The organism is Nonomuraea sp. NPDC050691 (assembly GCF_040654455.1).
GTDB lineage: Bacteria > Actinomycetota > Actinomycetes > Streptosporangiales > Streptosporangiaceae > Nonomuraea.
The window spans coordinates 31,267-43,481 of the sequence record NZ_JBFAIA010000027.1 but is presented as its reverse complement, the minus strand read 5'-3'; the positions used below and the strand labels follow the sequence as shown (position 1 = coordinate 43,481).

Sequence of the window (12,215 nt, the reverse complement as noted above, 5' to 3'; positions counted from 1 at the left end):
GCGACCAGGACAAATCACCTCATGTCAGAGGATCACGGGATCAGAGGAACCAGGCGAACCACCATACGAGGAATCCTGCGCCGGTGAGAGCCGCTCCCGCCCGCCACCACGTCCGGCGCAGCGCGAGGTCCGCCAGCGTGAGCGCCACCGCGCCGGCCGCGAGCCAGCCGTACGCCGTGACGGCCGACGGCAGGCCGACGGCGAGCGCGGTCTCGTTCCGGCTGATCAGCCCGTACGCCGACTGGACGAGCAGGCCGACGGCCGCGGCCCCGGCCAGGCCGGCGAACGCGGCCAGGGCCCGGCCGCGCAGCGCGCCCGCGACGAGCTGGACGAGCGCGACGAGCGCGAAGAGGGCGAGCGGCGCGGCGAGCCAGGGGGAGCGGGAGATCGCGTACGGGGCGCCGGTCACGCGCAGGTCCGCGGCGGCCAGCCGGGGCGGCACTCCGCCGTTGGGCGCCGCGCAGCCGCCGTCCGCCGCGGCGGGGGCCTGCACGAAGGCGGCCATCCGTTCGCGGGCGCAGGCGTTGGACAGGAACACCGCGTGCCCGGTGTCGTCGAACTCCATGAACCGGGCGTCGGGCAGCGCCTCGGCCGCCGGGCGGCTGGTGCGGGTCGGGGTGGTGGGGTCGTACCGGCCGCCCACCACGAGGACGGGGGCTTTGGTGGTGGCGGCCGACGGCTTGGCGGCGGGCAGCTTCCAGGCGTCGCAGACGGCCTTTTCGACCTCCACGGTGAACAGCCGGGACGGGGCGGCGAAGGTGTTGGCGGGGATCTCGTCCTGGCACTGCACCGCCTCGTACAGGCCCAGCTCGTGGGAGACGAGCCCGTCGCCCACGGCGTCGGCGAGGGGCCGCAGCGGTTCGTCGCGCCCGGCGGCGAGCGCGGCGACCAGCGGGGCCGAGACGGCGATCACGCCGGTCTCGTGCAGCGCCTCGGCCATGATGGTCGCCACGTCGCCGCCGTCGAGGCGGGCCTCGACCTCGGTGCCGCGCAGCGGGTCCACGGTCGTGACGCGTGCGGGAGCGGCGTCGAGCCGGCTGACCGCGGCGTCGAAGCGGTCCTTCAGGCCGAGGTGGGCGAGGGTGTCGTCGAGGTTGCGCCGGGCGTCGTCGTACCAGGCCACGCTCTGCGGGAGGAACGAGTCGAGCAGCACGGACCGCGTGCCGCCGGGGTCGGCGGCGGCGGCGTCCACCATGACGCGGGTGGAGTAGCTGACGCCGAACAGGTTCCAGGCGGGGTAGCCGAGCGCCGCGCGCAGGGCGACGACGTCGGCGGCGATCTCCGCGGTGGTGTAGCCGCGCAGGTCCACGCCTTGCTGTTCGAGCCGGGCGCGGCACCTCGCGGCGGCCCCGGCGGCCCCGGCGGCCGCGTCGGGGTCGGGGCGGGTGATCCGGTCGAGCATGGCCTGCGCCAGCTCGGGGCAGCCGAGCCGCGGCCAGGAGTACCTGCCGCCGCGCTGCTCGACCGTCACCACGTCGCGGTCGGGGAACATCTGGCTGAGGAAGCCGGTGAGCTGCAGCGACGAGGAGCCGGGGCCGCCGCTCATGTAGACGACCGGGTCCGGCTTGCGGCCGGGGGCGGTGGAGCGGTGGACGGCGTACCCCACCTTGATCGTGTGGCCGGGCGTGTCGCGGCGTTGCGGCACCAGGAGGAACCCGCAGGTGGTGCCCTCGGGCATGGCGACCGGGCACGCTCCGGCCTCCAGCGCGACGCTGGGGCCGGGTGCGGGCGTGGGCGCGGGGGGCGTCGGGGGCGTGACGGTCAGAGCGAGGGCTAACAGGACCCGGGTGATCACGAGGACGAGACTAGAGCAGCCGCCGCCGGTCGCGCGGGGCTCGGCGCGATGAGGTCGCGGGGGGCCCCGCGGACTAAGGTGGTCCCGTGACGGAACCACTGGTCTCGCGGATGCGGGCGTTCGGCACGACGATCTTCGCCGAGATGAGCGCGCTGGCGCTGCGCACCGGGTCGATCAACCTGGGGCAGGGCTTTCCCGACACCGACGGGCCGGCGGCGATGCTGGAGGAGGCGGTGCGGGCGATCAGGACCGGCGCCAACCAGTACCCTCCGGGGCCCGGCGTGCCCGAGCTACGGCAGGCCGTCTCCGAGCACCGGGCCGCCCGTTACGGCCTCGAGTACGCCGCCGACGGCGAGGTGCTGGTGACGGTGGGCGCGACCGAGGCGATCGCGGCCGCGATCCTGGCGCTGTGCGAGCCGGGCGACGAGGTGATCGCGTTCGAGCCGTACTACGACTCCTACGCCGCCTCGATCGCGCTGGCCCAGGCGCGGCTGTCCGCCGTGACGCTGCGCCCCGTCGAGGGCCGGTTCGCCTTCGACCCGGACGAGCTGCGCGCCGCCGTCACCCCGCGGACCCGCGCGATCCTGGTCAACTCGCCGCACAACCCGACGGGCACCGTGTTCACGCGCGAGGAGCTGACGGTCATCGCGGAGCTGTGCCGTGAACGCGGGCTGGTCGCGATCACCGACGAGGTGTACGAGCACCTGACGTTCGACGGGGTGGAGCACGTGCCGCTGGCCACGCTGCCCGGCATGCGCGAGCGCACGGTGATGATCTCCTCGGCGGGCAAGACGTTCTCGGTCACGGGCTGGAAGACGGGCTGGGTGTGCGCGCCGGCCGAGCTGGTGCGGGCGGTGTCGACCGTCAAGCAGTTCCTGACGTTCACGGCGAGCGCGCCGTGGCAGCTCGCGGTGGCTCACGGCCTGCGTCGCGAGTCGGCGTGGGTGGAGGAGCTGCGCGGCGGACTGCAGGACAAGCGGGACCGGCTGATGGAGGGGCTGGCGGCGGCCGGGTTCGAGGTGCTGCGGCCGTCGGGCACGTACTTCGTGCAGACCGACATCCGGCCGCTCGGCTTCACCGACGGGCTGGAGCTGACCCGCCGGCTGCCGGAGCTGGCAGGTGTGGTGGCGATCCCGACGCAGGTGTTCTACGACCATCCGGAGCGGGGCCGCCCCTTCGTGCGGTTCGCGTTCTGCAAGAAGGAAGAGGTCATCGACGAGGCGGTCGCCCGCCTCAAGCGCCTGTCGGGCTGAGCCCGCTCACCCCTGGGGGCGGTTCTCGTGGCCGGGGTCCTCGACCGGGGCCAGGGCGGCGCCGGCGGTCTCGGAGTCGGAGCCGGTGGCCAGCATCAGGTCCACCACGATCGACCGGACCTGCGCCAGGATGACGTCGGCCGAGAACCCGAGCCGTTCGGGCCGCTGCCGGCCGGCGGTCGCGGTGAGGGCCTGCCGGGCCAGCGCGGGGTCGCGGCCGGCCGCCAGCTCCAGTTGCAGCAGCAGCGCGGCCTCCGACACCTCGCGCATGGAGGCGGCCAGCGAGGCCGGCGGGGGGCTGGCCTCGCCCAGCGACACCAGGGTGCGGCGGGCCAGCACGCGGGCGTTGCGCAGCGCGTGGTCCATGGGCACGGCGGCCTTCTGGTAGCGGGCGAGCCTGGCGCGGCGGTGCCAGTGCAGGGGCGAGATCAGGGCGATCTCCCTGCTGGTGCTCAGCGCCTGCTGGAAGTCCTCGATGGCCGACTGGGTGCGGCGTCCCTCGGCCAGTGCCTCGGCGGCGAGGTCGGCGTCATGCCGTTCGATGGCGTCGGCTGCTCGTTCCAGGACCGTGGACAGCGCGTCGAGCACCGCGGAGGCGTGCCGGGCGGCGAGCGTGAACGGGCTGATCGGCAGCAGCGCCACCGCGGCGACGGCGATGAGCCCTCCGGTGAGCGCGTCGAGCATCCGGTCCAAACCGCCTCCGCCGGCTCCGGGCAGGAGCGTGGCGACGAGCACCGCCGACGAGCCGGACTGGGCCACGAACAGCGGCCCGCCGTTCAGCAGCACCGCCACGCCCATGGCCAGGGCGACGACCAGGGCGATCTGCCACGGCCCGGTGCCGATCCAGGCGACCAGCAGGTCGCCCACGCCGACTCCGAGGCTGACGCCGACCACCAGCTCGATGACCCGGCGCAGCCGCTGGCCCAGGCCGACGCCGAGGCAGATGAGGACGGAGATGGGCGCGAAGAACGGCCGGGGATGGCCGAGCAGGTGAACGGCCGCCGTCCAGGCCAGCCCGGCGCCGACGGCCGACTGCGCGATCGCGGGCCCCATCAGCCCGAACGCCGCCAGCCTCTCCCGCATATGATCGCCGAGCCTCGTTGCCACCCCTCCACCCTGGCGGATCTTTATGACATTACGGTCACACCACGCATCGTAGAAGATACCCGCCCGTAACCCTTGGGTTCGGGGGCCGTACACGCCGCGGGACCTGCGGGCGCCTGGAGCGCCTTATCGTCGAGGTCGTGGAACCAAGGAGCCGGGAGGGCACGCGCAGGCGCATCCTCGACGCGGCCTGCCGCCTGTTCGCCGAGCACGGGTACGACGAGGTGACCATGCGCATGCTCGGCGCCGCGGCGAACGCCAACATCGCTCTCAGTCCGCGCGAGGAGACGGTCTCCCGCCTCACGCAGGTGTTCCGCGCCTGCCTGAGCTGAACGGGGGCGTTCGCGGGCGGGCGGCCCCTGACACGGCAGGTCGGGCCGGGAGGGCGTTCACTCGGCCAGGAACTCGTCCACCGCGCGCTGGAACTCCCGCCGCGCCGAGACGTGGATCAGGTGTCCCGCGTCGATCGTGACCAGCCGCGCCCCGGGGATCAGCTCGGCCAGCAGCCCCGACCGGAACTGGCTCGCCGGGCCGCCCGACAGCACCAGCGTGGGCGCCGTGACCTGCCGCAGCCCGTCGCGCAAGGCCGGGTCGGGGTTGAGGAGCTGGCGCTCGGTCTCGTGGATCATCCGCCAGTCGAACCCCGTCGAGTCGTCCTCCTCGACCGGCGGGCGGCCCTCCAGCGGGTACGGCTGCGGCGGGTCCTCCAGCACCAGCCGCCCGACCAGGCCGGGATGGCGCACGGCCAGCAGGCACGCGACGACGCCGCCCAGCGAATGGCCCACCACCACCGCCCTGCCGATCCCGAGGTGGCGCAGCAGCGCGGCGACGTCGTCGGCCATGTCGGGGACGGCGTAGGAGCCGGGGTACTCGCTGGCGCCGTGGCCGCGCAGGTCGGGCGCGATGACGTGATGGCGGGCGGCGAAGTGCTGGGTGATGCCGTTCCAGTCGTTGTGGTCGGCGGTGCGCCCGTGCAGCAGCACCAGGGCGGGGGAGCCGGGGTCGCCCTCCTCACGGAAGGAGAGCTTGATCCCGTTGACGGCCGCTTCGCGTATCACAGCCGAGACCCTACCGCCCGTGCGCCAGGTCACCCGGCGACCTCCAGATGAGCGACATATCAAGACATTGGCAGAGATTGCCCATGAAGGGGCGGCCGGGAGATGAGTAGCGTCGCCAGGGGCGGGCCGGCGGGTTTGGCCTGATGTTTGCGCGGGCCGGTGAGGCGCCCGCCGGACGGCCGGGTATCTCGCCCCGGGGAACCGACCCGGGCAGGGGTGGAGAAAGGGCGACCAATGCCGGATCCGATCGAAGTGCGCAAGGTGCCGATCGAGAGCGTGACCGACGCCTCCGGCCTGGCACGGCTCATCGACGACGGCGTCATCGAGGCGCACCGCGTGCTGGCCGTCATCGGCAAGACCGAGGGCAACGGCGGCGTCAACGACTACACCCGCATCCTGGCCGACCGCGCCTTCCGCGAGGTGCTGGCGGCCAAGGGCCACCCCGCGCCCGAGACCGTGCCCCTGGTGTGGTCCGGTGGCACCGACGGCATCCTCAGCCCGCACGCCACGATCTTCGCCACCCTCGACCCGGCCAAGGCCGTCCCGACGGACGAGCCGCGCGTGTCGGTCGGCGTGGCCATGAGCGACGTGATCCTGCCGGAGGACATCGGCCGCCCCGCCATGGTGGAGAAGGTCGCGGCCGGCGTCCGCGAGGCCATGAAGATCGCCGGCATCGACGACCCGCGCGACGTCCACTACGTCCAGACCAAGACGCCGCTGCTCACCCTGGCCACCATCACCGAGGCCAGGAGCCGCGGGCAGGACACGGCCATCGAGGAGACCGGCCCCTCCATGGACCTGTCGAACTCCACCACCGCCCTCGGCATCGCCGTCGCCCTCGGCGAGATCGAACCGCCCCGGGCCGACCAGATCCACAAGGACCTGTCCCTGTACTCGTCGGTCGCGTCCTGCTCCTCCGGGGTGGAGCTCGACCGGGCGCAGATCGTCCTGGTCGGCAACGTCCGGGGGATCGGCGGCCGCTACCGGATCGGCCACAGCGTCATGAAGGACGCCCTGGACGCCGACGGGATCTGGGAGGCCATCCGCGCCTCCGGGCTGGACCTGCCCGGCCGCCCGCACCCCTCCGACCTGGGCGAGCGGCTGGTCAACGTCTTCATGAAGTGCGAGGCCGACCCCTCGGGCCGGGTGCGGGGACGGCGCAACATCATGCTGGACGACTCCGACGTCCACTGGCACCGGCAGATCAAGGCGGCCGTGGGCGGGGTGGCGGCCTCGGTGACGGGCGACCCCGCGGTGTTCGTGTCGGTCGCGGCCGTCCACCAGGGCCCCTCGGGCGGCGGCCCGGTCGCGGCCATCACCACCCACTGACCGTCTCCGCTCCATGCCCGCGCGGGTGTCAGGGAGGGGCGCCGGGCCAGCCGATGTGGGGGTCGATGACGATCTCGCCGGCATGGACCCGGCGCAGGGCCGCCACCAGGTCGTCCGGATCGCCGAGCCGCTCCTTGAGCACGTACCCGGCGCTGCCCGGCGGGCGCAGGCTGACCAGGCGGTGCACGTACCCGGCCTCGGTGCGCGAGGACAGCACGAGCAGCCCGACGGCGGGATGCCGCGACCGGATTGCCCGAGCCGTTCCCAGGCCCTCGTCGGTGTGGTCGGGCGGGAGGCTCACGTCGATGACGACGACGTCGGGACGGGTCCGCTCGACCTCGTTCAGGCCCTCGAGGTGCCCGGCGGCCGTGCCCACCACCTCGATCCCGCGCTCGGCGAAGAGCCGGACGAGGGCCTCGCGGAGGGACGGGGTGCCTTCCACGACGACGATGCGCATGACCACCATCCCCTTCCCTCGGACAGATCCTGCTTGATCAGGTGAGGGAATCCAGCACAGTTTCCCCTACCGCTCGCTCTGGTTTCCCGCGCGCAGATAGATGAGCGTCGCGAGGACCCGGCGGTTGAGGCTGCGCTGCTCGCCCGCGTCCGCGGAGACGAGGCCGAGCTTGTGGAAGATGGTGGTCAGGTTCCGCTCCACGTTGCTGAGCGCGCACGACAGCTTCTGCGCGATGGCCAGGTTGGACAGGCCGGTGGCGACCAGTGCGAGGATCTCCCGTTCGCGGGGGGTGAGGCGGGCCAGCGGGTCGGCGGCGGACGTCGTGCGGGCCGGCCGTGGCGACAGGAGCTGCCGGACCAGCTGGGGGTCGATGACGATCTGGCCCTTGACGACCCGGCTCATCGCGTCGGTGATGAGCTCCATGTCGCCGAGGCTGTCCTTGGCCATCAGGCCGACGGCGCGGGGAGGCTCCTCCAGCGCCATGAGCTTCTCGGCGTGCGCGACCTTAGGACTGCCGGCCAGGACCAGGAGGGCGACCTCCGGGTAGCGGGCGCGGACGCGCTCGGCGATGCGCAGCCCCGCGTCGGCCGGCTCGGGCTCCTTGGCCAGCCTCAGGTCCAGGGTGACGACGTCGGGCGCGTGCTCGTCGACCAGGGCCAGCGCGTGGTCGGCCGTCTCGGCGCTGCCGGCGACCTCGACGCCGAGGTGGGTGAGCGCCGTGACGAACGTGGCGCGCAGCATCGGGTCGTCCTCGACGACGATGACTCTCACAGGCCGTCTCCTTCGGCGGGATGCCCCGCACCGGCAGGGGAGCCGGCAGGGGGTGCGGCGGGCGGTTCCCCGGCGAACTCGCCGGGCAGGCGGGCGAGCAGGCGGGTGCCCCCGCCGTGCGGGCTGTCGAGGATCAGCTCGCCTCCGGCGGCTGCGACGCGCTCGGTCAGGCCGCGCAGGCCGCCGCCGGAGGCGTCGGCGCCGCCCTGGCCGTCGTCGGCGACCTCGACGAGCAGGTCCTCGCCGTCGGGAGCCAGGCGTACGCGGATGGCGGTGCCCGGGGTGGCGTGCTTGATGGCGTTGGTGACGCCTTCGGCGATGACGAAGTACGCGGTCGACTCCACATCCGGCGGCCAGCGCCGGTCGGGCACCTCGTAGGTGAGCTGCCCCGGATGGTGCCGGGCCAGGTCGGCGACCGTCTCGCGGAGGCCGTGGGCCACCAGCGAGCGGGGATGCAGCCCCTGGGACAGGTCGCGCAGGACCTTGATGGCGTCGGTGAGCCTGCCCTTGGCGGTGGCGAGCTGGCCCGCCAGGGGGCTCCCCTCGGCCGCGGCCTGGCTGTGGGCCATGCCGAGCAGCGTGAGGACGACGAAGAATCCCTGCTGAGCGCCGTCGTGCAGGGCCCGCTCGATGCGCCGGCGTTCGGCCAGCTCGGCTTCGAGCAGCCTTCGCCGCGACTCGATGACCTGCACGTAGAGCCGTACGTTCTCCATGACCAGGCCGGTGAGGGCGATCGCGCTGGTGATGGCGCGGCCACCTTCGGCCAGGGCGGCGTCGTGCTCGATGACGCACAGCAGCTCGCCGCCGCGGGTGACGGGGGTACGGGCGCGCGCGTGGTCCTCGGTGTCCGCGGCGGGGTGTCCGGCCAGGTCGGTGAGCGCGCCGTCGCGCCGGGGCAGCAGGAGGCGCAACGTGGGGTCGCCGGCCGCCTCGGCCAGGGCCGTCTGCAGGGCCGCCAGCGGAGGGGCCCGCAGCCCGCCGAGCCGGGCGGGCAGTTCGGCGATGCGCAGCTCGCGGCGCCACTGCAGCCCGACCGACACGAGATAGGCGACCACGATGCCGACCGCGGCGCCGCCGAGCATGAGCACCTCGACGCCGAGCCGGAAGCCGAGCGGGCGGCCGGTGGCGCTGGACACCGAGGAGACGATGACCAGCGCGCCCACCGTGATCATGATGGCCCAGACGGGGCCCGTGTGGCGGCGGCGCAGTGCGAGCGCGGACAGGAGCCGGCGCAGCACCAGGGCGATGCCCACCACGCCGAGCACGGCCATGACGAGGCTGCCGGCGATCGCCCATCCCGTGTTGACCTGGGGGATGTTGTAGTTCCAGCGTCCGGTGGGACGGTCGGTGAGGTAGCGGGCCACCTGGGTGCCGACGCAGGCCAGATAGCTGACGGCGACGTAGGCGCGGTCGACCGGCCCGCGCAGGCGGCCCGACGGCACGCTCAGCGCCAGGTGCGCGAAGACCCCCACGTAGAGGAACGCGAGACAGAACCCCACCCCGAACAGCACCGGGTCGTCGCTGGTCCGCAGGAACTGCAGGTAGTAGGCGGTGCCGAGAGCGATCAGCAGGAGACCGACGCGGGCTCGCCGCGCGCGGGCCCACAGCACGCCGCCGGCGACGATCAGCGGCACGCCGAACCCGTGGTAGCCCACGCGCACCCAGGACGCGGTCGGCGGCCCGACTTCCCAGGAGGCGGCGATCGCCCATGCCGCCGCCGCCAGCGCGACCGCGGTCACCGAGACGGCGATCAGGGTATCCGGCACCCTCCACCCGCCGGCCACGGTCCTCACCGAGTCTCGCCACCCTCCGGCCTGTGGTTTGCACGCTCCCGGCCCCGGGTTTTCCCTCTGCCGGGGGTCGAGGATGCCATCTGTGAAGTGCGGGTTTGTCAGGTGCGCAAAGCTGATCATATCGATCCACACTCAGGGTGAACATCCCGTCGCCCGGAGGTGCCCGGTATGTCGCAGTACGTTCTACCCACGCTGGTGCAGGGGCCGTACCAGCTCGAACAGCGGCGCCTGGTGGTCGACGCGGGCCTGATGGCCGTCGTCTTCCGCAACGGGGTGCCGCGCGCGGTGTGCGGGCCGGGCCGGCACGGACCGATGATCGGCCTGTTCACCGGGCGCAGGCTGCCCGCGACCGGCGAGCTTTCGGTGCTGCTGTTCGACACGGCGCCGCAGACGGTGCTGATGGCGGCCGACGACGTCCGGCTCGCCGACGGGCGCGAGGTGGGGGTGACCGCGGTCGCCGTGGTGGAGCCGCGCTGGAGCGCCGACCCGGGGATCCTCCTCGAGGTCGCGGGCCGCTACGGCGTGCTCAGCTCCCGGTACGGCGAGGCGGCGGGATTCCAGCTCGACGCCGACTTCCGCGCGTGGGCACGCGCCCTGCTGCGCCGGCGCGAGCACGACGACGTCTACCAGATCGACGACCGGCGCGACGCGCTGACCGGGATGAGCGCGGTGCACGGGACCGCCGGTCCCGGCGAGGGCCTGCTGGTCGTCGAACGGTTCGTCCACGTGAACATCACCCCCGACCCGGTGGTCACGTCGATCAGGGACGTGCGGGGGAAGGCCGAGGTCGAGACCGCCCGGCTGGCGGCCAAGACGGCCCTCCAGCCGGTCAGGGCCGCGCTGGACGCGATCAAGGCCCGGTACGCCGACCGCATCGCGCGCGAGCACGGCATGAGACAGGCGGCGCTGGACGTGGACCTCGCCGCCGTGTACGGGGTGGTGCCGCTGTTCATGCGCGACCCGGAGGCCGGCACCGCGATCGAGCAACTGCGCTGGCAGGTGCTGAAGGGGCTGCTCGGCGAGTACGCGGACACGATCCCGTTCGCGGCCGAGGCGCTCGGCGTCACCCCCACCGAACTGCTCCAGGAACTCGCGCGGGGACGGGTGCCCGGCCCCGCCACGGCGGATCCGCCGGCCTTCCCCGATGAGGTCGGACAACTCGACGACAGGAGGCGTCCCGCATGAGCCCGAACCCCGGCAAGCCGGTGGACAACCCCGAGGACGATTCCCGCTCGCGCCATCCCGGCAAGGGCGCCGGGCAGGAGGCGCCGGACGCGCGTGGCGGCGGTCCGGGCAGCGGGGGCGGGCGACGTCAGGGCGGGGGCCGCCGCCCGGACACCCCGCCAGACCCTCATGAGGGCATCCAGGTTCGGCACCGTATCCGCTTCGCCCCACAGCGTCCCCCGGCTCCCGAGCAGCCCCAGAGTGGTGAGAGGCGAGGCGAGGGCAGCACCCAGGGCCACGGCCACGGTCACGGCCACGGCCACGGCCACGGCCACGGCCACGGCCACGGCCACGAGAGTAATGGCGGAGGGCGCGGTGGTGAGCGGAGCACGGGTTCGGGCGCCGCGCCCGGTGGCGGCCAGAGCCGAGGGCGGCGTGAGGAGGGCACGGCCCGGGCGCCCGAGGCGACGGGGGGCGCGGCGATCTGGGGCATCGACCGCCAGGCGCAGGAACGCCTCCGGGAGCAGATGTCCCACCAGGACGTGGGCCGCGAGCGGCACGACGCCGGCCGGCCGCCCGCCGAAGCCGGGACGACGCACCAGCACCGCCCACCCACGCAGTTGCGGTCGCGCGACGGGGCCGACGGTGATCCGGTGTCGAACCCGTACCAGGGACTGCAGGAGCGTGGCCGGGGAGGCGGAGAAGGCTCCGCCCAGAAGCCGGCCGAGCAGGGACACTCCGGGCACGCCGCGGAGCCGCCGAAGCCCTCGTCCCACGAGCCCTCGCAGTACCGGACCGACTTCCACAGCATCGTCAGCGGCCCCATCCCCAGGGACCCGCACAGCACCCAGGACCACAAGTCCGGCCTGGACTCCGGGACGGGGGGACAGCGGCCATGAGCGGAGAACCCGGCAACCCCAGTGACCTGAACGAGCTGCGCGACATCATCCGGCAGGCCCAGAGCATGGGCGCCCCGTACCCGCAGGACCCGGCGGCGCGGATCACCGTGGGACGGGACGGGAAGATCTACCGCGGCGATCAGACAGGCGACGAACCGGTGTCGAAGGTCCACCACGGCACCTTCGCCGCCCTCTCGCGCCGGGCCGAACGGCGGCTGGCCGAGGACCGGCGGTTCGCGCGCACCCACATGCCGGAGGGCACCGTCTACATCGACGAGCCGGACGTGCGCGGGTGGGCGTACTCGATCACGACCGAGCTCAACGAGCGCTACACGCTCTTCGCGTTCTTCGACGGGCGCGAATACCGCGTCAAGCTCGTCGAGCCGGCCCTGGAGCAGCTCGTACGGCGCAAGATCGTGGACGCGCACGACGGGCACCTCTACCCCGACGGGACGATCTGCCTCTCGGAGACGCGCGGTGCGGGCCAGCCGACGCTGGAGGAGGCGTTCTCCAAGTCCGTGCTGTGGGCCCTCGGCATGGGGTTCGTCCGCAACGGCTACCGGTTCCCGTTCGCGGCCGAGGGACGGTGACG

12 protein-coding genes are annotated in these 12,215 nt (G+C 73.7%); 6 read left to right on the top strand and 6 right to left on the bottom strand.

The features are described 5' to 3' along the window. Window positions 1–40 precede the first annotated feature (40 nt). A complete protein-coding gene (locus AB0H81_RS14290) occupies window positions 41–1,795 on the bottom strand; it encodes an alpha/beta hydrolase (RefSeq protein ID WP_358373909.1) in 1,755 nt (584 codons plus the stop codon). Between the two features lie 86 nt (window positions 1,796–1,881). On the opposite strand from AB0H81_RS14290, the gene AB0H81_RS14285 reads away from it, so the two are divergent. Continuing rightward, window positions 1,882–3,048: a pyridoxal phosphate-dependent aminotransferase gene (locus tag AB0H81_RS14285; RefSeq protein ID WP_358373907.1), complete on the top strand. Its 1,167-nt coding sequence runs from the start codon at window positions 1,882–1,884 to the stop codon at window positions 3,046–3,048. Window positions 3,049–3,054: 6 nt separating this feature from the next. Here the strand turns inward: AB0H81_RS14285 and AB0H81_RS14280 are convergent, their stop codons facing one another. After that, window positions 3,055–4,131 carry an FUSC family protein gene (locus tag AB0H81_RS14280; RefSeq protein WP_358373905.1) on the bottom strand — a complete coding sequence of 359 codons (1,077 nt, stop codon included), beginning with the start codon at window positions 4,129–4,131 and terminating at the stop codon, window positions 3,055–3,057. 161 nt (window positions 4,132–4,292) lie between these two features. Between AB0H81_RS14280 and AB0H81_RS14275 the strand changes: the two genes are divergently transcribed. Further along, window positions 4,293–4,484: a helix-turn-helix domain-containing protein gene (locus tag AB0H81_RS14275; RefSeq protein ID WP_358373903.1), complete on the top strand. Its 192-nt coding sequence runs from the start codon at window positions 4,293–4,295 to the stop codon at window positions 4,482–4,484. Between the two features lie 57 nt (window positions 4,485–4,541). Here AB0H81_RS14275 and AB0H81_RS14270 read toward each other — a convergent pair whose 3' ends face one another. Further along, window positions 4,542–5,210 (bottom strand): alpha/beta hydrolase, encoded by a 669-nt coding sequence (locus AB0H81_RS14270; protein WP_358373901.1) that lies wholly within the window; start codon window positions 5,208–5,210, stop codon window positions 4,542–4,544. 234 nt (window positions 5,211–5,444) lie between these two features. Here AB0H81_RS14270 and AB0H81_RS14265 point away from each other — a divergent pair, with 234 nt between their 5' ends. Then, window positions 5,445–6,539 (top strand): ring-opening amidohydrolase, encoded by a 1,095-nt coding sequence (locus AB0H81_RS14265; RefSeq protein ID WP_358373899.1) that lies wholly within the window; start codon window positions 5,445–5,447, stop codon window positions 6,537–6,539. Window positions 6,540–6,567: 28 nt separating this feature from the next. Here AB0H81_RS14265 and AB0H81_RS14260 read toward each other — a convergent pair whose 3' ends face one another. The 3 genes from AB0H81_RS14260 to AB0H81_RS14250 all read right to left on the bottom strand — a co-directional run bounded on the left by AB0H81_RS14260 (window position 6,568) and on the right by AB0H81_RS14250 (window position 9,533). Then, window positions 6,568–6,996: a response regulator transcription factor gene (locus tag AB0H81_RS14260; protein WP_358373897.1), complete on the bottom strand. Its 429-nt coding sequence runs from the start codon at window positions 6,994–6,996 to the stop codon at window positions 6,568–6,570. A 66-nt stretch (window positions 6,997–7,062) separates the two neighbouring features. Next, on the bottom strand, window positions 7,063–7,767 hold the full coding sequence (locus AB0H81_RS14255) for a response regulator transcription factor (protein WP_358373895.1): 705 nt from the start codon (window positions 7,765–7,767) through the stop codon (window positions 7,063–7,065). Then, window positions 7,764–9,533, bottom strand: a complete 1,770-nt coding sequence (locus AB0H81_RS14250) for a histidine kinase (protein WP_358373893.1) — start codon at window positions 9,531–9,533, stop codon at window positions 7,764–7,766. Before AB0H81_RS14250 ends, AB0H81_RS14255 begins: the two co-directional genes overlap by 4 nt. 195 nt (window positions 9,534–9,728) lie before the next feature. Between AB0H81_RS14250 and AB0H81_RS14245 the strand changes: the two genes are divergently transcribed. Genes AB0H81_RS14245 through AB0H81_RS14235 form a run of 3 tightly spaced genes read left to right on the top strand, consistent with a single transcriptional unit; the run spans window position 9,729 to window position 12,213 of the window. Next, complete coding sequence (locus AB0H81_RS14245; protein ID WP_358373891.1) at window positions 9,729–10,745, top strand: hypothetical protein; 1,017 nt, start codon at window positions 9,729–9,731, stop codon at window positions 10,743–10,745. Continuing rightward, window positions 10,742–11,623 carry a hypothetical protein gene (locus AB0H81_RS14240; protein ID WP_358373889.1) on the top strand — a complete coding sequence of 294 codons (882 nt, stop codon included), beginning with the start codon at window positions 10,742–10,744 and terminating at the stop codon, window positions 11,621–11,623. The genes AB0H81_RS14245 and AB0H81_RS14240 overlap by 4 nt, the downstream gene beginning before the upstream one ends. After that, window positions 11,620–12,213 (top strand): hypothetical protein, encoded by a 594-nt coding sequence (locus tag AB0H81_RS14235; protein WP_358373887.1) that lies wholly within the window; start codon window positions 11,620–11,622, stop codon window positions 12,211–12,213. Before AB0H81_RS14240 ends, AB0H81_RS14235 begins: the two co-directional genes overlap by 4 nt. Window positions 12,214–12,215: the final 2 nt, after the last annotated feature.